Below are 21,214 nucleotides of genomic sequence, written 5' to 3'. Positions count from 1 at the left end.
ATGGCACGCGTAAAACGGGGTGTAACCACCCACGCAAAGCACAAGCGGATCCTCAATCTGGCGAAGGGCTATTATGGCCGTCGCAAGAACACGATCCGTATCGCCCGTCAGGCGGTCGAGAAGGCCGGCCAGTATGCGTATCGCGACCGCAAGGTTAAGAAGCGCAACTTCCGTGCCCTGTGGATCCAGCGTATCAATGCAGCGGTCCGCGTCGAGGGTCTGACCTACGGCGTATTCATGCATGGCCTGAAGCTCGCTGGCGTCGAACTCGACCGCAAGGTCCTCGCGGATCTCGCGATGCACCGAGGTGCCGCATTTAGCGCCATCATCGCGCAGGCGAAGGCGGCTCTACCCCAGGCTGCCTAACGGCGACCTGCTGCGAGGCACAAGGATTGGGGCGTCGGTGGCAACACCGGCGCCTTTTTCTTTTGCGGCAGCCGCCTCGCCGTTCGGGCTACGCTTGTCGAAGCCCTGTTGTTTCTTCTAACGCCACCCTGACGAAGACCGGTGCTTCGACAGGCTCAGCACGAACGGACAAGCGATGACCGACCTCGACCCTATGAAGACGGACCTGCTCGCCGCGATCGAAGCGGCCGCCACGCTGGAGGCGCTGGACGGCGTTCGCGTTCAGGCGCTCGGCAAGCAGGGCAGCATCACCGCCTTGCTCAAGACACTGGGCGGCATGTCGCCCGACGAGCGGCTGGTGCAGGGCCCGCGCATCCAGGGCGTGCGCGAGGCGGTGACCAGCGCCATCACCGCGCGCAAGGCCGCACTCGACCGCGCCGAGCTCGACGCGCGGCTGGCGCGCGAGACGATCGACATGACGCTCCCCGCCGACGCGGCACCACAGGGGTCGGTCCATCCGGTCAGCCAGGTGCTCGACGAGATGGCGGAGATCTTCGCCGACCTCGGCTTCGCGGTCGCGACCGGGCCCGAGATCGAGGACCAGTGGCATAACTTCACCGCGCTCAACATGCCCGAGAGCCATCCCGCACGCGCGATGCACGACACCTTCTACCTGAAGGCGAGCGAGGGCGAAGAGACCAAGGTGCTGCGCACGCACACCTCGCCGGTGCAGATCCGCACGATGATGGGGCAGGAGCCGCCGATCCGCATCATCGCGCCGGGCCGGGTCTATCGCTCGGACTGGGACGCGACGCACACGCCGATGTTCCACCAGATCGAGGGGCTGGTGATCGACAAGGGGATCACGCTCGGCCATCTCAAATGGACGCTCGAGACCTTCCTCAAGGCGTTCTTCGAGCGCGACGACATCGTGCTCCGCCTGCGCCCGAGCTACTTCCCGTTCACCGAACCCTCGGCCGAGGTCGATGTCGGCTGGACGATGGAAAAGGGCCGCCGCGTGCTCGGCGGGTCCGAGGGCTGGATGGAGTTGCTCGGCAGCGGGATGGTGCACCCCAAGGTGATCGCCGCGTGCGGGCTCGATCCGAACGAGTGGCAGGGCTTCGCCTTCGGGGTCGGGGTCGATCGGCTCGCGATGCTCAAATACGGCATGGATGACCTGCGCCCGTTCTTCGAAGGCGATGCGCGCTGGATCAAGCATTACGGTTTCTCGGCACTTGACGTGCCCACGCTCAGCCAGGGAGTCGGCGCATGAAGGTTACGCTCGACTGGCTCAAGCAGCATATCGACACCGACGCCTCGCTCGACACGATCGTCGAGACGCTGACGCGGATCGGCCTCGAGGTCGAAGGCGTCGAGAACCCCGGCGCTACGCTGGCCGCGTTCCGCGTCGCAAAGGTGCTGAGCGCGGCGCCGCATCCGCAGGCGGACAAGCTCCAGGTCCTCTCGGTCGATGCTGGCGATGGCCCGCTGCAGGTCGTCTGTGGTGCGCCCAATGCGCGCGCGGGGCTGGTCGGCGTGTTCGGTGCGCCCGGGGCGACGGTGCCGTCGAACGGGATGGTGCTCAAGGTCGCGGCGATCCGCGGGGTCGAATCGAACGGTATGATGTGCTCGACGCGCGAGCTGGAACTCGGCGAGGAGCATGACGGGATCATCGAGCTTCCCGCCGATGCGCCGATCGGCATGGCCTATCCCGACTATGCCGGGCTCAACGACCCGGTGATCGAGGTCAACGTCCTCCCCAACCGCCCGGATTGCATGGGCGTGCGCGGGATCGCGCTCGATCTCGTCGCTGCCGGGCTCGGCACCGCGAAGCCGCTCGCCTACGCGCCGGTTGCGGGCGCGGGCGCGGGCCCTGACGTGCGGACCGACGATGCCGAGGGCTGCCCCGCTTTCTACGCACAGGGCGTTACCGGGCTCGTCAACGGCACCGCGCCGGAGTGGATGCGCCGCCGCCTGACTGCGATCGGACAGCGGTCGATCTCGACGCTGGTCGATATCACCAATTACGTGATGTTCGATCTCGGGCGACCGCTGCACGTCTATGACCGCGCCAAGCTGTCGGGCGGGCTCGTCGCGCGCAAGGCCGCCGCGGGCGAGCAGGTGCTGGCGCTCAACGGCAAGACTTATACGCTGGCCGAGACGATGACGGTGATCGCGGACGACGCGCATGTCCACGACATCGGCGGGATCATGGGTGGCGAGGATTCGGGCGTGACGCCTGAGACGACCGACGTCGTGATCGAATGCGCCTATTTCGATCCCGATTCGATCGCACGCACCGGCCAGGCGCTGATGCTGACCTCGGACGCGCGCTCGCGGTTCGAGCGGGGCGTGGACCCCGCGTTCCTCGAGGAAGGGCTGGCGATCGCCACCCGGCTGGTGCTCGACCTGTGCGGCGGCAGCGCGAGCGAGGCGACGCATTCGGGCACGCCGCCGACGACGCGCAAGCGCATCGCCTATGACCCCGCCCGCGCCGAAACGCTTGGTGGCCTCGCGGTCGCGCCGGAGCGCCAGCGCGAGATCCTGACCGCGCTCGGCTTCACGGTCGAGGACGACTGGACCGTCTTGCCGTCGCCCGCGCGGCGCGACGTCGATGGCCCGGCGGATCTGGTCGAGGAAGTGATCCGTATCGTCGGGATCGATTCGGTCCCCGCGACCCCGCTGCCGCGCGCAGCGGGCGTGGCGAAGCCGACCGCCACGCCTGCGCAGAAGATCGAAAGCCGTGTCCGCCGGGCTGCGGCTGCGCGGGGGCTCAACGAGACGATCACCTGGAGCTTCCTGTCGGACGCACAGGCGACCGCGATCGGCGGCGCGTCGTGGACGCTCGCTAACCCGATCAGCGAGGAACTCAAGGTAATGCGCCCGTCGCTGCTCCCCGGCCTTCTGGCGGCAGCGGAGCGCAACATGAAGCGCGGCGCGGGTGGCGTCCGGCTGTTCGAGCTCGGGCGGCGGTATCTTGCCGATGGCGAGCGTCCGACGCTCGGCGTCGTTCTCGCGGGCGAGGCGCGGTCGCGGGGCTGGCAGGACGGCAAGGCGACGCAGTTCACCGCCTATGACGCCAAAGCCGAGGCGCTGGCGTTGCTGGCGGCGGCGGGTGCGCCGGTCGATAACCTGCAGGTCATGGGCGAGGCGGGCGACGCCTGGCATCCCGGCCAGTCGGGCACGCTGCGGTTGGGGCCGAAGACGGTGCTCGCGGCGTTCGGGATGGTCCACCCGCTGACGACGCGCGCGTTCGACGTGGATGGCCCGGTGGCGGCGGTCGAGCTGTACCTTGATGCGATCCCCGCCAAGCGCGCGTCGAGCTTCGCGCGTGCGGCCTATGCGCCGCCGGCGTTGCAGGCGGTGCGGCGCGACTTTGCGTTCCTCGTCCCCGACAGCGTTTCGGGCGAGGCGCTGGTGCGCGCGGCGCGCGGCGCGGACAAGGCGGCGATCGTCGGCGCGCGGGTGTTCGACGTGTTCACAGGGACAGGCGTCGAACCTGGCCACAAGAGCATCGCGGTCGAGGTCACGCTCCAGCCGGGCGAGAAAAGCTTCACCGAGGCGGAACTGAAGGCGGTCGCGGACAAGGTCGTCGCGGCGGCGGCGAAGCTCGGCGCGAGCCTGCGCGGGTGAATCGAAAAGGCCGATCGATCGCGTCGCGATCGATCGGCCTTTCCTTTTAGATCAGGGCGATCCGGCGCTTAGCGGCAACGGTTCTTTGCAGTGATCGTGCGATCGATCGCACGACCCGCGAACGCCCCACCGACGCCGCCCGCGATCGTGCCGAGCGCACCACCACCGAGCACCTTGTTGCCAAGCAACGCACCGCCGACGCCGCCCGCGACGAGGCCGGTGGTGCCGCTCGAATGGCGGCAGGTGCGGACGTGGCGGCGCGAATGGCCGTAATAGCGCTTCTTGGCTTCGGCCTTGGTGGTCGGCATGGCCATGGTGGCCGGAACGACGAGCGACGCGGCGGCGAGCGAGAGCAGGAGTTTACGCATCTGAATACCCTTGGATTTATTGTCGACCGTCACGGCGTAGGGTCGGTTACGTTGCAATAGAATGAACGTCGTCGGTCGATGACCGACCTGTTTCGATCCAAAGCGGTGCCGGGCGGACCAGTGCTGCACCAATAATCCACAGCATCGCGCCCGCGCGGAACCCTGCCGCCAGCGCGATATCGGACAGCGTTGCCGCGGGATGCTGGCCGTCGAGCCCGGCGAAATACCAGAATTCTGCGAAATAGGCCGCGACATCCGCCGCCGCGAACCATGCGACCGGCCTCAGGCGATAGCTCGTCAGCAGCAGCACCGGATACAGCCACAGGTCGAATTGCGGCGAATAGACCTTGTTGGTCAGCAGGAACCACGCGAGCACTGGCGCGAACAGGATCCAGGGGCGTGCCCCGTGCCGCCGCCACCCTGCTGCAACGATCAGCGTCGTGCCACCGAGGAACAGTGCCGCGGACCACAGGTTGCGTTCCGGGATCGTCGTCGCCCACCAGCCCGATTGCGCCAGGATTTCCCAGACCGATCCGGCGGTGCCAGACCGCTCGGACGAGAAAGCGTAGAATTCGGACCAGTTGGTGAACGCCAGCACGGCGACCGGCAGGTTGACCAACGCCCAGCTCCCGACCGCAACCACGACCAGCACGCTTGCCATCACGACCCGTCGCGCGACGCTGCTGCCGCCGCGCGAGAACAAGGCGCCGAGCCCGAGCAACGGAAGCAACAGGACTGGGAACAGCTTTGCGGCACTTCCCAATGCGGCAAGCGATGCCGCGCGCGGCGTGTCCCCGGATCGCGCGGACAGCAGCGCCGCCACGGCGAAGGTCACTGCGAGCATGTCCCAATTATGCCCGAGATACAGCACCAGCGGGGGTGCCCCCGCCCAGGCATATTGCCGCGCCCGATCGACCCCCGCGCGCCGGAGCATCCGCAGCACCAGAAAAGCGAGCGCAGCATTGACCGCCGCTACCACGAACAGGAAATGCGCGGCGGTGGCGCTCGCGCCGAAGACACTTCGGGTGACGAACCCTTCGATCCAGATCAGCAGCCCGGTCAGCACCGGATATTCCATCCGCGCCTCAAGGTACGGGATCTGCCCCGCGGACACCCCGCGCAAACCCCAGAACGGTACCGCGTCGCTGTAGCAGCCGGTGACATATTGGATCGATCCGCCCCAGGCCGCGCCGCAATGCCCCTTGAACGCCCAGCCCAGCAGGCAGGTGAGCGCAAGCACCCAGCGCGGATCGATCCGCTGCGTCCACCGTTCGGTCATAAGCGCCCCCAAATCCCGCAACGTCTTATCCCGGCGCAGCTATTTCGTCGACAGCATGCGAAAAGAACGTATAAGGAACAGCATGGCGCAACTGGATGTTCAGAGCAAATTGGCGATCCTTGCGGACGCCGCGAAATATGATGCGTCCTGCGCCTCCTCGGGATCGGTCAAGCGATCGTCGCGTGACAGCAAGGGCGTCGGGTCGACCGATGGCGGGATGGGGATTTGTCACGCCTATGCGCCCGATGGCCGGTGTATTTCGCTGCTCAAGATCCTGCTGACCAACAGCTGCATCTTCGACTGCCATTATTGCATCAATCGGAAGAGCTCGAACGTCCGCCGCGCGCGCTTCACCGCGCAGGAGGTCGTCCACCTCACACTGTCCTTCTACAAGCGCAATTACATCGAAGGGCTGTTCCTGTCCTCGGGGATCATCGGATCGTCCAACTATACGATGGAGCAGATGGTCGAGGTCGCCCGCAGCTTGCGCGAGGATCATGATTTCCGCGGCTATATCCATCTAAAGACGATCCCCGATGCCGACCCCGCACTGGTCGAACAGGCGGGGCTCCATGCCGATCGCCTGTCGATCAACGTCGAGCTGCCGACCGTCTCCGGATTGAAGCGGCTCGCACCGGAAAAGTCCGCGGTGCGGATCGAGGATGCGATGGCCGAGACGAAGACCTCGATCATCGACGCGACCGATGCGCGCAAGAAGTTCAAGTCCGCCCCGCGCTTCGCCCCCGCCGGGCAATCGACTCAGATGATCGTCGGCGCGGATGCGGCGACCGATGGCGACATCGTGCTGCGCGCCTCGACCTTGTACGACAGCTTCGATCTCCGCCGCGTCTATTATTCGGCGTTCAGCCCGATCCCGGATGCGAGCACCGTCCTCCCGCTCCAGCGCCCGCCGCTGATGCGCGAGCATCGGCTGTACCAGTCGGACTGGCTGATGCGCTTCTACGGCTATACCTCGAAGGAAGTCGTGGCGGCGGCGGACGAGACCACGGGCATGCTCCCGCTCGACATCGACCCCAAGCTCGCCTGGGCGCTCAAGCATCGCGAGATCTTCCCGGTCGACGTCAACCGCGCGCCGCGCGAGCGGTTGCTGCGCGTGCCGGGGCTGGGGGTGAAGGCGGTTACCTCGATCCTCGCCGCGCGCCGTTGGCGGCGGCTGCATCTGGCCGACGTTGCGCGGCTGACGGTGTCGATCACCAAGCTACGCCCGTTCCTGATCGCGGAGGACTGGCGTCCGGTCGCGCTGAGCGACAAGGCGGAATTGCGTCCGATCGTTGCACCCAAGGTCAAGCAACTGGAGTTGTTCGCCTGACGGTCATGCGACCGAGCGGGAGAGAACAGGACGATGCACAGGGTCAAGCTTGCCGAGCCCGATGATTTCGACGGCTGGCGCGAGGCGGCGCGCGGGCTGGCGGTCGGCGGTGTCGCACCGGCGGACGTGACGTGGCAGGTCGGGGATGCGGCGGTCGATCTGTTCGGCGAGGATCTGCCGGTGCCGCAGAGCGGTGCGCCCGCCTTCTCGGTGTCGCGCGCTTTCGTGGATCTCGCGCGCAAGGCGGTGCTGCATAGCGACCACGAACGCTTCGCCTTGCTCTACACTTTGCTCGTGCGGCTGCGCGACCGCCCCGGCGCGGTCGAGGACAAGGCCGATCCGCTCGTGCGCAAGCTCGAGGGCTTTGCAGGCGAGGTGCGCAAGGATATCCACAAGATGCGCGCGTTCCTCCGCTTCCGCGAAGTCGAGGTGGACGGCCAGGCCCGCTTCGTCGCCTGGTTCGAGCCCGAGCATCATATCCTGCGCTACAATGCGGGGTTCTTCCTCGATCGCTTCGCCAGCATGCACTGGTCGATCCTGACCCCGGATCTGTCGATCCACTGGGATGGCGAGACACTCGCCGAGGGGCCGGGCGCGGCCAAGGGGGATGCGCCCGCGGGCGACCCGATCGAGGAGGTGTGGAAGACCTATTACGCCTCCATCTTCAACCCGGCGCGCGTCAAGATCGGCGCGATGCTCAAGGAAATGCCCAAGAAATACTGGAAGAACATGCCCGAGACCGCGCTGGTCCCGGGGTTGATCGCATCCGCGCAGGCACGGGAGTCGGGAATGATCGCACGCGCACGGGACGAGGTCGGCGGGAACAGCGCGATCGCCTGGGACGCACTGCGTGACGAGGCGTCCGCCTGCACGCGCTGCCCGCTGCACGCGAACGCGACGCAGACGGTATTCGGCGAAGGGCCGGTCGACGCGCCGCTGATGTTCGTAGGCGAGCAGCCGGGGGATCAGGAGGATCTTGCCGGGCGACCGTTCGTGGGCCCCGCCGGGCAGTTGTTCGATCGCGCGCTGGCGGCGGCTGGGGTCGACCGGACGCGGACCTATGTCACCAACGCGGTCAAGCACTTCAAGTTCGAACAGCGTGGCAAGCGGCGAATCCACGCCAAGCCCGGCGCGGGCGAGATCGACGCGTGCCGCTGGTGGGTCGAGCAGGAACGGTTGCTGATCAAGCCGCAGGTGACGGTCGCGCTGGGCGCGACCGCGGCGCGGAGCTTGCTCGGGCGGGTGGTGACGATCGGCAAGGAACGCGGGCGGGCGATTGCGCTCGCCGATGGCGGGACGTGCTGGATCACGGTGCATCCGAGCTATCTGCTGCGCTTGCCCGATCCGGCGGCGGCGGAAGTCGAGTTCGGACGGTTCGTCGAGGATCTGCGGGTTGCCGGGGCTGGGGTAGCCGGGTTCGAGAACTGACGAATCACCGGCAGAAACCGGCGCGGTCGTCCTCGATGTGCAGATGGTTGTAATGCGCCGCATTGTAATCCGGGCTCAGCACCGTCCCGAACCGCCGGCACGCGGACGCACGGATCGTCCGCAGGAAGGCGCGAATGTTCGGATCGGGGTTGTTCCACCCGCCCTGGATCGTGATTCGCCGACCATCCTGCAACACGAACCCCGAAACATCGACCGCATTGGCGGTGGCATGCCCCGACAGCCGCCCGGCATAGCCCGCTTTGGTCCCGACGACCGCGCGGCAGGCATAGGTGCCCATGCTCTCGATCCGCACCAGATCGCTCCCCAGCATCTGGTGCGCGGCCGGGACGACCGCATGCTCGACCCAGCCCGAAAAACTTCGGGCTAGGCCACAGCGCATCGCGCGGAGATTGGTGACGGGAATCCCGATGTCCAGCAGTTGCACCGTCCCGACGATCTGGCATCCGCCGCCGAAATCGCGGTCGGGCAGGGGGGAGTAGCGCACCTCGGCGCGCGACAGGTCGGCGTAGCACGCCTTGGTCTCGCGGCTGGTTGGCAGATTGAGCATCACAGGCCGCGATCCGGCGGGGCGCTGTGGCGGCTGCTTGTCCCGACTTCCCCCTGATGCGCAGGCGGCAAGCGAAAGCATAAGCAGAACAACGGCAAGGCTACGCAACATGCCGGACTGTTAGCGCCTTTGCGCGTCCGGACCGCTACTCAAAAATCCGCGTATCGATGAGCGCGCGCTGATTTGCGCTAAGCTGCCGGATCACCACGATCAACGACACCGCCAACGGGAGATCGACGACGAAGGAAACGATGTCGAGCCAGCCACCGGTCGTCACGTCTGCGACCGTCTTCGCCCCCGCGCTCAGACGAAAGCTTATGTTTCCCAGCACGCTAGCGAGCAGCCACAGCCCCCACCAGATCCGCATGGTGGTCGGGACGGGTACGTTGTCGGGGGCCTCGGGCGACAGGCTTGCCTGCCATGTTTCGCGCAACGCCTGGAACGGTTTCCAAAGATTGACGACCGGCACGAAGAAAAATCCGATGCCCCAGCCAGGCGAAATTGTCATCTGATCCGACACCGCATGCGCATTGGCGCTCGCGCGGTATAGCCAGCGCGCGACGCAGACCGCGCACAGGATGTAAGCGGCGAAATAGATCCCGGCCGCGATCGCCGTAAAGCGATCCACTCCCTCCAGTGCAGCCTCCGACCAGATCGCGCCGGTACCACCCAAGCTGGCAACAAGCATTGCGCCCGATACGGCCACGCACAAGCTCGTCGCCAGCCAAAGCATGATTGCATAAGTCGCCGCGCGCTCGCGGCGCTCGTTGTTTTGCATGAATTCACCCCCCGGTAAGCGACGATCCTGACCGATCGTTGCGTGGCTGTCCATCGTTACGACTTGACGTTGCGCGCGATGGCTCTAGGAGCGGCGACGGGCCACGCGGTCCCAACGCCGCGCGTGCTCTCTGTGAGGAGAGACTACATGACTGAACTGCCTGCGCGTCCTGCGCACCTGCCTGCACGCCCGTATTTTTCGTCGGGCCCATGCGCCAAGCCTCCGGGCTGGTCCGCCGCCAATCTCGCTACCGACTCGCTGGGGCGCTCGCACCGCTCGAAGATCGGCAAGACGCGGCTGCAACATTCGATCGACCTGATGCGCGAGCTGTTGAAGCTCCCTGATACGCATCGCATCGGGATCGTCCCCGGCTCCGACACCGGTGCTTATGAAATGGCGATGTGGACGATGCTGGGTGCCAAGCCTGTCACCGCGCTCGCCTGGGAAAGCTTCGGTGAAGGCTGGGTCACCGACGCGGTCAAGCAGCTCAAGATCGATCCCACCGTCGTGCGCGCCGATTATGGCCAGCTGCCCGATCTGGGCGCGGTCGACTGGTCGAACGACGTGCTGTTCACCTGGAACGGCACCACCTCGGGCGTTCGCGTACCCAACGCCGACTGGATCCCCGCCGACCGCGAAGGCCTCTCCTTCGCCGACGCGACCAGCGCGGTGTACGCTTATGACATCGACTGGGACAAGATCGACGTCGCAACCTTCTCCTGGCAGAAAGTGCTCGGCGGCGAGGGCGGGCACGGCGTGCTTATCCTCGGGCCGCGCGCGGTCGAGCGGCTCGAGAGCTATACGCCGGCCTGGCCGCTGCCGAAGGTGTTCCGCTTGGTCTCTAAGGGCAAGCTGACCGAAGGTGTGTTCAAGGGCGAGACGATCAACACGCCCTCGATGCTCGCGGTCGAGGACTGTATCGCAGCGCTCGAATGGGCGAAGACGGTCGGCGGAGCGGATGGGCTGATCGCGCGCAGCGACGCCAATGCCGCAGCGCTCGACCAGATCGTCGCGGAGCGGCCGTGGCTCGGGCACCTCGCGGTGGACGAAGCGACGCGGTCGAAGACCAGCGTCTGCCTGACGGTCGAGGGTGCGGACGAGGCGTTCATCAAGGCGTTCGCCGGGCTGCTCGAGAAGGAAAAGGCGGCCTATGACATCGCGGGCTATCGCGATGCACCGCCGGGGCTGCGCATCTGGTGCGGCGCGACCGTCGACACCGCGGATATCGTCGCGCTCGGGCCGTGGCTCGACTGGGCCTATGCGAGCGTGAAGGCCGCGTAACCGCTTCTCCCTCTCCCCGCTTGCGGGGAGAGGGCCGGGGAGAGGGGCAGTCCAGCACGCCACCCTCTCCCGAATTTCCCACTTCCCCTCTCCCCGACCCTCTCCCCTGAAGGGGAGAGGGAGCAGAAGGAAAAATCATGCCAAAAGTCCTCATTTCCGACAAAATGGACCCCAAAGCCGCGCAGATCTTCCGCGAACGCGGCGTCGAGGTCGACGAGATCACCGGCAAGACCCCGGAAGAAGTCATCGCGATCATCGGCCAATATGACGGCCTCGCGATCCGCAGCTCGACCAAGGTGACCAAGGCGATCCTTGCCGCCGCGACCAACCTCAAGGTCATCGGCCGCGCCGGCATCGGTGTCGACAACGTCGACATTCCCGCCGCGTCGGCGCAGGGCGTCGTCGTGATGAACACCCCGTTCGGCAACTCGATCACCACCGCCGAGCACGCCATCGCGCTCATGTTCGCGCTCGCGCGCCAGCTTCCGGAAGCGGATGCCAGCACGCAGGCTGGCAAGTGGGAGAAGAACCGCTTCATGGGGGTCGAGCTGACCGCCAAGACGCTCGGCCTGATCGGCGCGGGCAACATCGGCGGGATCGTCGCCGACCGTGCGCTCGGCCTGCGGATGAAGGTCGTCGCCTATGATCCGTTCCTCTCGCCCGAGCGCGCGGTCGAACTCGGCGTCGAGAAGGTCGAGCTCGACGAACTGCTCGCGCGCGCCGACTTCATCACGCTCCATACCCCGCTCACCGACCAGACCCGCAACATCCTGTCGGCCGAGAATCTCGCCAAGACCAAGAAAGGCGTGCGCATCATCAACTGCGCGCGCGGCGGCTTGGTCGACGAGGCGGCGCTCAAGGCCGGGCTCGATTCGGGGCATATCGGCGGCGCGGCGCTCGACGTGTTCGTGACGGAGCCGGCCAAGGACTCGCCGCTGTTCGGCACGCCCAACTTCGTCTCGACGCCGCATCTGGGGGCCTCGACCGACGAAGCGCAGGTCAATGTCGCGATTCAGGTCGCCGAGCAGATGTCGGATTATCTGATGTCGGGCGGGATCACCAACGCGCTCAACGTGCCGTCGCTCTCCGCCGAGGAAGCGCCGCGCCTCAAGCCGTATATGGCGCTCGCCGAGAAGCTCGGGTCGCTGGTCGGTCAGCTCACGCACGGCGCGATCGCGCGGATCTCGATCCACAGCGAGGGGGCTGCCGCCGAGCTCAATCAGAAGCCGATGGTGTCGGCGGTGCTCGCAGGGTTCTTGCGGACGCAGACCGACACGGTCAACATGGTCAACGCGCCGTTGCTCGCCAAGGAGCGCGGCATGGAAGTCCGCGAAGTCCGCACCGAGCGCGAGGGCGATTACCACACGCTGCTGCGCGTCTCGGTCAAGACCGATGCGGGCGAGCGGTCGGTCGCGGGCACGCTGTTCGGCGATGCCGCGCCGCGGCTGGTCGAACTGTTCGGGATCAAGGTCGAGGCCGATCTGGCGGGCCACATGCTGTATGTCGTCAACGAGGATGCGCCGGGGTTCATCGGGCGTCTGGGGACGTTGCTTGGTACGGGCGGGGTCAACATCGGGACGTTCCACCTCGGTCGCCGCTCGGCGGGTGGCGAGGCTGTGCTGCTGCTGTCGATCGACGAGGCGCTGACGCCGGAACTTCTCGCGCAGGTCCGCGCGCTGCCGGGTGTGGTGACCGCGATGGGTCTGGCGTTCTAACAAGGACGCGGTACCCTTCCTTCTCCCTCTCCCCGCTTGCGGGGAGAGGGTCGGGGAGAGGGGGACACATGAAAAACTCGCACGGCACGATGCTGCAGCGCGCCAAAGCCATGCGCCGAGAACCCACGGTCGCAGAAGCGCGCCTGTGGTACAGGCTCCGAGCCCATCGTCTCAATGGTATCAAGTTCTTACACCAAGTCCCGATCGGTCCCTTTGTCGCCGATTTCGTCGCACGTTCGCACAAATTGATCGTTGAGGTTGACGGAGACACGCACGGCGGCAACGAGGCTAAAGACCGCAGCCGGACGGATTGGCTGCAAAAGCAGGGCTACCGCGTGATTCGATTCAATAACGCCGATGTGATGGGAAATGAGGCGGCAGTCCTTGAGGCGATTCTTGGCGCCCTTGTGAGCCCCCCTCTCCCCGGCCAGTTTCAGGTGAACAGCACCCCGTGCTGTTCACGTCATGCCGGGGGCATGACCGACCTGAAACTCCCCGCAAGCGGGGAGAGGGAGCAGTGAGCACCACCGCGCTCCTCCCGACCGGCTTTCGTGACCGGCTCCCCCCCTTCGCCGATGCCGCCGCCCGGCTGGAGGCCGCCGCCCTCGCTGCCGCCTACGCCTATGGCTACGAACGCGCCGACCCCGCGCTCGCCGAGTTCGAGGCTGGCCTCGCCGGTCGCCTCAAGGCCGCGCGCGCGCAGGATGCGGTGCGCTTCGTCGATCCGGTCAGCCAGGCGACGCTCGCGATTCGCCCCGACATGACCGCGCAGATCGGCCGGATCGCCGCCACCCGCATGGCGCATCACCCGCGCCCGGTGCGGCTGTCCTATGCCGGCCCGGTGCTGAAACTCCGCGCCTCGCAACTCGCGCCCGAGCGCGAACTCCGCCAGATCGGCTGCGAGCTGATCGGGCTCGATACGGTCGCGGCGGCGCGCGAAGTGGTCGAGGTCGCGGTCACCGCGCTCGAGGCGGCGGGCGTCACCAACATCTCGATCGACTTCACCCTCCCCGATCTGATCGACGTGCTGGCGGGCGGCCCCTTCCCGATCGACGCGGCGCAGATCGATGCGCTCCGCGACCGGCTCGATGCCAAGGACGCGGGCGGAGTCGCGGCGATCGCACCCGCCTATCTCCCGCTGATCGAGGCTGCCGGCCCGTTCGAGACCGCGCACGACCGGCTGTGCGCATTCGACGCGCGCGGCGCGCTGACCTCGCGGCTCGACGCCTTGTGGAAGATCGCGGACGGCCTAAAGGGCCGCGTCGCGTTGACGCTCGATCCGACCGAGCGGCACGGGTTCGAATATCAGAGCTGGCTCGGCTTCTCGATCTTCGCGGGCGGTGTGCGCGGCGAGATTGGGCGCGGCGGCACCTATACGATCATGCACGAGGGTGGTGCGGAGGAATCCGCGGTCGGCTTCTCGCTTTATGCCGATGCGATCGTCGCGGCGGGATTGGCAGAGGTCGACCGGCGGCGGTTGTTTGTGCCGATGGGGACTGATTCTGCGGTGGCGGCGGCAATGCGCGCGGCCGGGTGGGTTACGGTTGCTGCGCTGGAGGCAGGGGATACGCCCGAAGCGCAGCTCTGCACGCACTTCCTCGCCGAGGGTGAACCGCGCGCGCTCTAGAGGTCGACGCCTTCCACATCATCCGTTCGTTTGGAGCGTCGTCGAGAAACCTGCACTGTGCCCGGCTTCTCGACTTCGCTCGAAGCGAACGGAGTAGCCCGGTTTACTTTCCTGCGGCTGCAGGAACCGTGGTGTTGCCAAGATCCTCGACGCTCGGCGACGCCTTGCCACCCGGATCGGCCTCACCCGCGGCGGGCGGGGTCTTCGCATCGGTCGCGGTCGGCGCGCCAGCGGGCGGCGGCGGCAACGGTACGTTCGAGCCCTGCTGGTTGAGATACAGGATCACGTCGGCGCGATCCTTGCCAGCAGTCAGCCCGGCGAAGGTCATCTTGGTCCCGGCGGCATAGCCACGCGGCGAGGTGAGCCACTTGTTGAGCTCCTCAAAGTCCCACTTCTTGCCCGCGCCCGCCTTCTTGAGCGCGTCCGAGAAGGCGTAGCCGCCCTTGCCCTGCGCGATTGCCTCGCCGACCGTGCCGTACAGGTTCGGGCCGATGCCGTTCGCGCCGCCCTGCGCGACCGAGTGGCAGGCGGTGCACTTCTTGAACACTTCGGCGCCGTGTGCGGCGTCGGCCTTGGCGAGCAATGCGGCAATCGGTTCGTCGGCAACGGCGGCACCGCCTTCGCCACCCTCGGCGGGGGCCTCGATCGGATAGCCTTCCTTTTCGGAAGCGATCGGCTTGACGAGCATGTTGCCGCCGATCGTCAGTGCGAGCGCCAGGCCCATCGTGCCGAGCACCCAGCCTGCGATCGTATTGGTCCGGTTGTCCATGTCGTGCCGCTGCCCCTGCCGATGTCCGGCCCTCGGTGGAGCCGCGATGATTTCACAAGTGCATAGATTCGCCGGACGCGCATCGCAAGCCGCGCGTGTACCGACGCTTGCCGTTCGTGGACGAGCCGGGTACGCGCCGGGGCCGTATGGAAAACTTTGCCGCCCCCGCCCGCGCGCTCGTCGAGCAGATGACAAACGCGGCGATTGCCGAGCCGTCGCGTGCTGTTGCGTTCCAGGGCGCCCCTGGAGCCAATTCGCACATCGCCGCGCTGCAGGCATTCCCCGACTGCCTGCCGCTGCCGTGTTTCGACTTCGCCGACGCGATCGAAGCGGTGCGCGATTTCCGCGCGGACTGCGCGATCATCCCGATCGAGAATTCGCTCCACGGGCGCGTTGCGGACATGCATTTCCTGCTTCCCGAATCGGGGCTGGTCATCACCGGCGAGCATTTCCTCGCCATCCGCTACGCGCTCATGGGCATTGGGCCACTGTCGGAAGTGCGCGAGGCGATGAGCCATCCGCAGGCGCTTGGACAATGCCGGCTATGGCTGCGCGACCGCGGTATCTTGCCAGTCGCCTATCCCGATACCGCGGGCGCGGCGGCGGTGGTAGCGGAGCGTGCCGATCCAACGCTCGCGGCGCTGGCGCCGCCGGGGGCTGCGGCGCTCTACGGGCTCGACACGCTGGCAACCGACATTGCGGATGCCGAGCACAACACCACGCGGTTCGTCGTGCTCGCGCGCGAAGGGCACGAGCCGGTTGGCGACGGGCCGTGGATGACGACGCTGATCTTCGAAGTGAACAACGTCCCCGCCGCTTTGTACAAGGCAATGGGCGGCTTCGCGACCAACGGCGTCAACATGACCAAGTTAGAGAGCTACCAGCGCGGCGGCAGCTTCGCGGCGACCGAATTCTACGCCGACGTCGATGGACGGCCGAGCGACCCGGGTCTGGGCCGCGCGTTGGCGGAACTGGCATTCCATTCGAAATGGGTGCGCGTACTGGGGACGTATCGTCAGGCGCGCGCGCGCGGGTAAACAGGCTAGCGGCGCACCTGGTACAGCGCGGACGTGCGGTTGGTCCAGATCAGCTCCAGATCGGGCATCCGGTGTACGACCGGCGCGAATCCAATCGTCCAGACATGCGTGAATGCGACGCGGGGGAACGTCCGGAGGGCGACCGTCAGGTTCGCCCCCCGATCAGGACACGCCGCCGAAGAGACCGATTGAGAGGGGTTGGTCAGATACGGGGCCGCGGCCAAATGGCGGATCTGCAGTAACTGCTGTCCCTCCAGCGCCCATTGTTCGTTAGTGAACGCGTCGCGGCGGACGATGGCGATCCCCGGCAGGTGATCGCGCCGCATGTCCGACCAGCGTTGGGCGCACGGGCGCGCGACCAATGACAGCACGGCGGCGCCACGCGGGATATGATTGATCGCTACCAGTTCGCGCTGTTGCTCGTCTGAGCGGAGCGCAAAACTCATCGTCGTTGCGGCAGTATGGGCCACGAAAAAGGCGACGGAGGCGACCGCGAGCCTGGACGCCAGGCGCGAACCGTCGTTCGGCGGCTGCATCGCGAGCAGTGCTAGCGTCATCGTCGCCGGCAAGATCCGCATGTCGACATAAGCCCCACCAAACGCCAACCGGGGGAGCAGGATGAACGCGAGGAAGCACAGCACCGCCGGAATCCCGAGCGTATGCGTGAACCGAAGATTCGGTGTGCGAACCCCAACGTACAGTATCAGCAGGACTATGACGATCGAGGCGATGTCGACCGCGAGCCAGCGATCCCGCAGCATCGACAGGAACCACTGGCCCTTCGCGATCCAGTTGAACCAGTCGTCCGGCGCAGCGCGGGTACCGCTTGGGCTCGCAATCATCAGCAGGCTCGGCAGCGCGAGCGGCATGCCCTGCAGCGCGGCCTTGCCAAGCTGCAAGCCCCATGTCCGCCACCCTCCATGTATGCGGGCAAGTTCCGCGCCTGCCGCCATTACGCAGAACAGCGCCCAGCCAAAGCTGTGCGCAAACCACAGCAGGCAGGCGATCGGGGCGAACAACGAAGCCCGCAGCACCAACCGCCGATCGCGTCCAAGCTGCAACCAAAGTCCAAAGGCGCAAAGCGCAAGCCCCTGCGCCAACACGAAATTGACGAAGCCAAACTGGAATGGCCAGGCGTATGCGAAGGGCAGCGCGGCAAGTGCCGTGGGAGGAATCCGACCATGCGCCGTCCGTGCGACGTACAGCATACCAACCATCGTCAGCAGTGGAATCAGCATCACGCCAACCTTGGCGGCAAGCTCGAAGGGAAGCAGCACGGCGAGCAACGGGACCAACACATCCATGCCGAGGTTGCCGACCGGCGCCCAGGTGAAGGCGTAATAGCGCGACAGATCGGGGGAGGCGCCGATCGCCATCTGGACGTGCCAGCGACCCATGTGTCCGGGAAGATCGACCAGTGGTGGCAAGGCCGGCCACGCCAGTGGTGCAAGACCGAGCAGGACCAGAAGAAAGACGACGCTGCGCCGTTCCCACCAACCGTTCGGTAGGTCGTTCGCTGAAATAGGGTGCGAAACGGGCTGCATCGGACGAACGACTTTACTGCGGAATTTAAAAGCTGCTTCGTGTGCCGTACTTTGCGACCGCTAGGAAGATCTTTGTCTTCAGTGTGTTGGCGGTCGCTCGAATGCCCTTCGCAAAGCATGGTGCTGCAGTCCAACAGCCAAATGGCAAAACGGCTAGCGCTATGGTCTCCCCTCCAGGAAAGGGAGGGGCTGGCCCGTCGATCGGACGCCGCCTGTTCCGGAGAGCGCCCCATCCCTGACCCATCGTTTCCAGGGAGGGGAAAAAGGCCGCCGTTACCCCTCCGCCCAGGCCGTCAGCAGCGTAAACGCAATCGCATAAGCCGGCGGTGGCAGGAACGGTCCGTCACCCCCGGCCAGCACCGCGCGCACGTCCTCGCGCGAGACCCAGATCGCGTCTTCCAGCTCGTTGGTGTCGAGCGTGATCGTGTCGTTCTCCGCGATCCCGACGCACGCCACCATCAGCGACGAGGGGAACGGCCATGGCTGGCTCGCGATGTAGCGCACGTCGCGCACACGTACGCCCGCTTCTTCCATGATCTCGCGCGCGACCGCTTCCTCGATCGATTCGCCGGGTTCGAGGAACCCCGCCAGCGCCGAATAGCGACCGGGCGGGAAGGCGGGTTGCCGCCCCAGCAAGGCGCGCCCGTCATGTTCGGCGATCATGATGACGACCGGATCGACTCGCGGGAAATGCTCGGCCTTGCACGACGGGCACCGCCGCCCCCAGCCTGCACGGAACATCTCGGTCTGGTGTCCGCAATTCGCGCAGAACTGATGGCGGCTATGCCAGTCGAGCACGCTGCGCGCGGCGGCATAGGTCGCCGCCTCGCCCGGCGCGAATTGCCCGAGCAGCCCGAACAGTCGCGGTGAGCGGCCTGGCGGCGCGCGCATTCCCGGCACATAGGCCGCGAAATGCCCGCGTCCGTTCTCGTCAAGCCCGAGCAACACGAGCTCGGCCCCGTCCGGTACGTCGGCAAGCGTGGTCCAGCCGAGCGTGCCGTCGCCCATCAGCACGGGATCGAACCCGTCGAGCCGCAGCAGCCGCGAGCGCCAGTCCGAGGTCAGCGCGGCAAGCCCCGCCTCGTCGTGGCGCAGCACGTCCGCCCGGTCGAGCGTCCCGCCGGTAAAGCCTGGTGCGATCACCGCTTGACCAAAACCGGCGCGAGATCGGCATAGACCGTCTTGGTCGCCTCCGCGCGGACCGGATATTTGTCGCTCGGCAGGTAATTGACCATGATCGTCGCGCGGACCTTGTTGGCCGGATCGACCCAAGCGATCGTGCCCGCAGCGCCACCCCAGCTGTAGGTGCCCTTACCCGGACCGCCCGGCGTATCGTACAGCGTGACCGAGCCGCCTGCGCCGAACCCTTGCGCATTGGTCGTGCCGCCCGTCGCCGAGACCGACCCCGGATAGACCACGCCGAGCGGGAGCAGGTTGGACATGGCGAGCTGGACCGTCGCCGGCTTGAGGATGCGCTTGCCGTCGAGCGTGCCACCGTTCTGGAGCATGTGGAGGAAGCGGTCGTAATCCGCCGCCGACATCACCAGACCCGCGCCACCATAGGGGAAGCTCGGCTTCTGGAGATAGACCGAGGTCTCCGCCGGATCGAGCGGAACGCGGTTGTCGCCGACGATCGCATAGCCCGTCGCGAGACGGCGGACTTCCGATTGAGGGACAGTGAAATAGGTCGAGTTCATCTTGAGCGGCTTGAAGATCCGCGTCTGCAGGAAGCGGTCGAACGGCATCTTGCTCGCGACTTCGATCACGCGACCCATCACGTCGAGCCCGATCGAGTAGCTCCAGCGCGTGCCGGGCTCCGCGATCAGCGGCAGCGTCGCGACCTTGTTGGCGAAGGCCTCCAGCGTCGCCGGGCGCTTGAGCCGCATCTGCGCTTCGCTTTTCACGTCGGCGGTGAAGGGGGTGATGCCGGCGTCTTCATACGCCTTGAGCAAAGGGCCCTTGGTGATGATCGTATAGCCGAGCCCCGCAGTGTGGGTGAGCAACTGGCGCACCGTGATCGCATGGGTGGCGGGCAGCGCGGTCAGCGAATCCGGGCTGACCTGAACCTTCATATATTTGAACGCGGGGATGAAGTCGCTGATCGGCTGGTCGAGCTTGATCTTGCCTTCCTCGATCAGGATCATCGCCGCCATCGCGGTGATCGGCTTGGTCATCGAATAGACGCGCCACAGGCTGTTGGCATCGGTCGCAGCCGCGCCGGGCTCGTCGCCGAGCTTGCCGTCGGCGATGACTGCGGGGGGGGCATCACCTTGACCGATCACGCCGACGATGCCGGGCATTTTGTTGGTGGCGATATAGTCGGCGAACAGTTTCTGCGTCGCGGGTAGTGCAGGCGTGCCTGTTTGGTTTTGCGGAGCGGGTTGCGAGACCATCCGCGGTGCCGGCTGTTGTGCGATCGCGGCGCCTGCGGAGAGTGCGGCGAGGGCGCTTCCCAAAACCAGATACCGTTTCATCATCTTCTTCTCCTGTTTGCCACCCGAACCGCCGTCGCCGCCTTGGCGAAGACCGTGGGCAACCCGGCCGAGTCGAGCTCGGCGATGGGCCACCATTCACTCGAATCGCCATGCCCACCGCCGTGCGCCACGGCAAGCGACAGTTCGAGCCGGAAGTGCGTGAAGACGTGCTCGACCGTCTGGGGGAGGGGGGTCCACCCGGCGGCGACCGGAGGATCGGCGAGCCCCGGCGGTGCATCCGCCCACGCCCCCGTCGGCAGCGCGCGCATCCCGCCGAGCAGCCCGCGCGGCGGACGGCGGACCAGCAGTACGCGGTCGTCCTGTTCGAGCCAGAAGATCGTGCCGTAGCGTTGCGGCTTGACCGGCTTGGGCTGCTTGATCGGGAAACCCTCGGGGTTGCCTTGCGCGTAGGCCATGCAGTCGGCGGACAGCGGGCAGGCAAGGCAGCGCGGGGTGCGCGGGGTACAGACGCTGGATCCGAGGTCCATCATCGCCTGGGCGAAGTCGCCCGAGCGCGTGTCCGGCGTGATCGTATCGGTCGCTGCGCGGACCTCGGCCATGCCGCCGGGGAGTGGGTTCTCGATCGCGAACAGTCGCGCGACGACGCGGGCGACATTGGCGTCGACCACCACCGCGCGCTCCCCGAACGCGATCGCGGCGATCGCAGCAGCGGTATAGGCACCAACTCCGGGCAGCGTGAGGAGGCCCGCCTCGGTCGTGGGGAACCCGCCCGCTGCGACTACTGCCCGCGCGCAGGCATGAAGATTGCGCGCACGGGCATAATAGCCGAGCCCCGCCCACGCCGCCATGAGATCGGCCTCGGGCGCGGCGGCAAGCGCCTCGACGCTCGGCCAGCGCGCGACGAATTCCGCGAAGCGCGGGGTGACCGCTGCGACGGTCGTCTGCTGGAGCATGATCTCGGACAGCCACACGCGATACGGGTCGGGCGCATTACTTCTGGGCGCGGCGCGCCACGGCAGCGTGCGAGCGTGCGCATCGTACCAGGTGAGCAAATGGGTGGCGATTTGGGAAGGACGC

19 protein-coding genes are annotated in these 21,214 nt (G+C 66.7%); 10 read left to right on the top strand and 9 right to left on the bottom strand.

Annotation, left to right across the window (positions count from 1 at the left end):
- The 3 genes from rplT to pheT all read left to right on the top strand — a co-directional run bounded on the left by rplT (position 1) and on the right by pheT (position 3,978).
- Positions 1-366: a 50S ribosomal protein L20 gene (rplT, locus tag ABIC16_RS17930; protein WP_354292108.1), complete on the top strand. Its 366-nt coding sequence runs from the start codon at positions 1-3 to the stop codon at positions 364-366.
- Between the two features lie 175 nt (positions 367-541).
- Positions 542-1,618: a phenylalanine--tRNA ligase subunit alpha gene (gene pheS, locus ABIC16_RS17925; protein WP_354292107.1), complete on the top strand. Its 1,077-nt coding sequence runs from the start codon at positions 542-544 to the stop codon at positions 1,616-1,618.
- Positions 1,615-3,978 (top strand): phenylalanine--tRNA ligase subunit beta, encoded by a 2,364-nt coding sequence (gene pheT, locus ABIC16_RS17920; RefSeq protein WP_354292106.1) that lies wholly within the window; start codon positions 1,615-1,617, stop codon positions 3,976-3,978. The genes pheS and pheT overlap by 4 nt, the downstream gene beginning before the upstream one ends.
- Before the next feature lie 68 nt (positions 3,979-4,046).
- Here the strand turns inward: pheT and ABIC16_RS17915 are convergent, their stop codons facing one another.
- Together ABIC16_RS17915 and ABIC16_RS17910 are read right to left on the bottom strand one after the other, a co-directional pair.
- A complete protein-coding gene (locus ABIC16_RS17915; RefSeq protein WP_277968966.1) occupies positions 4,047-4,346 on the bottom strand; it encodes a hypothetical protein in 300 nt (99 codons plus the stop codon).
- Positions 4,347-4,392: 46 nt separating this feature from the next.
- The gene (locus tag ABIC16_RS17910) at positions 4,393-5,625 is read right to left on the bottom strand and encodes a glycosyltransferase family protein (RefSeq protein WP_354292105.1); all 1,233 of its coding nucleotides are present in this window, start codon (positions 5,623-5,625) and stop codon (positions 4,393-4,395) included.
- Positions 5,626-5,707: 82 nt separating this feature from the next.
- Between ABIC16_RS17910 and ABIC16_RS17905 the strand changes: the two genes are divergently transcribed.
- Both ABIC16_RS17905 and ABIC16_RS17900 read left to right on the top strand, forming a co-directional pair.
- Positions 5,708-6,955: a putative DNA modification/repair radical SAM protein gene (locus ABIC16_RS17905; protein WP_354292104.1), complete on the top strand. Its 1,248-nt coding sequence runs from the start codon at positions 5,708-5,710 to the stop codon at positions 6,953-6,955.
- A gap of 33 nt (positions 6,956-6,988) precedes the next feature.
- Positions 6,989-8,383, top strand: a complete 1,395-nt coding sequence (locus tag ABIC16_RS17900; protein ID WP_354292103.1) for a UdgX family uracil-DNA binding protein — start codon at positions 6,989-6,991, stop codon at positions 8,381-8,383.
- A gap of 4 nt (positions 8,384-8,387) precedes the next feature.
- On the opposite strand, the gene ABIC16_RS17895 is transcribed toward ABIC16_RS17900, so the two are convergent.
- Together ABIC16_RS17895 and ABIC16_RS17890 are read right to left on the bottom strand one after the other, a co-directional pair.
- Positions 8,388-9,062: an extensin family protein gene (locus ABIC16_RS17895; protein WP_277968962.1), complete on the bottom strand. Its 675-nt coding sequence runs from the start codon at positions 9,060-9,062 to the stop codon at positions 8,388-8,390.
- Between the two features lie 34 nt (positions 9,063-9,096).
- A complete protein-coding gene (locus tag ABIC16_RS17890; RefSeq protein WP_277968961.1) occupies positions 9,097-9,729 on the bottom strand; it encodes a DUF4328 domain-containing protein in 633 nt (210 codons plus the stop codon).
- A 147-nt stretch (positions 9,730-9,876) separates the two neighbouring features.
- Here ABIC16_RS17890 and ABIC16_RS17885 point away from each other — a divergent pair, with 147 nt between their 5' ends.
- The 4 genes from ABIC16_RS17885 to ABIC16_RS17870 all read left to right on the top strand — a co-directional run bounded on the left by ABIC16_RS17885 (position 9,877) and on the right by ABIC16_RS17870 (position 14,352).
- The gene (locus ABIC16_RS17885) at positions 9,877-11,010 is read left to right on the top strand and encodes a phosphoserine transaminase (protein ID WP_354292102.1); all 1,134 of its coding nucleotides are present in this window, start codon (positions 9,877-9,879) and stop codon (positions 11,008-11,010) included.
- A gap of 137 nt (positions 11,011-11,147) precedes the next feature.
- Positions 11,148-12,725, top strand: a complete 1,578-nt coding sequence (gene serA, locus ABIC16_RS17880; RefSeq protein ID WP_354292101.1) for a phosphoglycerate dehydrogenase — start codon at positions 11,148-11,150, stop codon at positions 12,723-12,725.
- Between the two features lie 68 nt (positions 12,726-12,793).
- Positions 12,794-13,246 carry an endonuclease domain-containing protein gene (locus ABIC16_RS17875; protein ID WP_354292100.1) on the top strand — a complete coding sequence of 151 codons (453 nt, stop codon included), beginning with the start codon at positions 12,794-12,796 and terminating at the stop codon, positions 13,244-13,246.
- A complete protein-coding gene (locus ABIC16_RS17870; protein WP_354292099.1) occupies positions 13,243-14,352 on the top strand; it encodes an ATP phosphoribosyltransferase regulatory subunit in 1,110 nt (369 codons plus the stop codon). The genes ABIC16_RS17875 and ABIC16_RS17870 overlap by 4 nt, the downstream gene beginning before the upstream one ends.
- A 103-nt stretch (positions 14,353-14,455) precedes the next feature.
- On the opposite strand, the gene ABIC16_RS17865 is transcribed toward ABIC16_RS17870, so the two are convergent.
- Positions 14,456-15,121, bottom strand: a complete 666-nt coding sequence (locus ABIC16_RS17865) for a c-type cytochrome (RefSeq protein WP_354292098.1) — start codon at positions 15,119-15,121, stop codon at positions 14,456-14,458.
- A gap of 146 nt (positions 15,122-15,267) precedes the next feature.
- On the opposite strand from ABIC16_RS17865, the gene ABIC16_RS17860 reads away from it, so the two are divergent.
- Positions 15,268-16,158, top strand: a complete 891-nt coding sequence (locus tag ABIC16_RS17860) for a prephenate dehydratase (protein ID WP_354292379.1) — start codon at positions 15,268-15,270, stop codon at positions 16,156-16,158.
- Positions 16,159-16,163: 5 nt separating this feature from the next.
- Here ABIC16_RS17860 and ABIC16_RS17855 read toward each other — a convergent pair whose 3' ends face one another.
- From ABIC16_RS17855 to ABIC16_RS17840, 4 genes are all read right to left on the bottom strand, one after another.
- A complete protein-coding gene (locus tag ABIC16_RS17855) occupies positions 16,164-17,702 on the bottom strand; it encodes a hypothetical protein (RefSeq protein WP_354292097.1) in 1,539 nt (512 codons plus the stop codon).
- Between the two features lie 273 nt (positions 17,703-17,975).
- Positions 17,976-18,845: an NAD(+) diphosphatase gene (gene nudC / locus ABIC16_RS17850; RefSeq protein ID WP_354292096.1), complete on the bottom strand. Its 870-nt coding sequence runs from the start codon at positions 18,843-18,845 to the stop codon at positions 17,976-17,978.
- On the bottom strand, positions 18,842-20,176 hold the full coding sequence (locus ABIC16_RS17845) for a serine hydrolase domain-containing protein (protein WP_354292378.1): 1,335 nt from the start codon (positions 20,174-20,176) through the stop codon (positions 18,842-18,844). Before ABIC16_RS17845 ends, nudC begins: the two co-directional genes overlap by 4 nt.
- Positions 20,176-21,189, bottom strand: a complete 1,014-nt coding sequence (locus ABIC16_RS17840; protein ID WP_354292377.1) for an A/G-specific adenine glycosylase — start codon at positions 21,187-21,189, stop codon at positions 20,176-20,178. Before ABIC16_RS17840 ends, ABIC16_RS17845 begins: the two co-directional genes overlap by 1 nt.
- Between the last annotated feature and the right edge of the window lie 25 nt (positions 21,190-21,214).

The organism is Sphingomonas sp. PvP055, from assembly GCF_040546365.1.
Taxonomy (GTDB): domain Bacteria; phylum Pseudomonadota; class Alphaproteobacteria; order Sphingomonadales; family Sphingomonadaceae; genus Sphingomonas; species Sphingomonas echinoides_A.
Note: the sequence above shows the minus strand (reverse complement) of the source record. Positions and strands in the feature narration are given on the sequence as shown.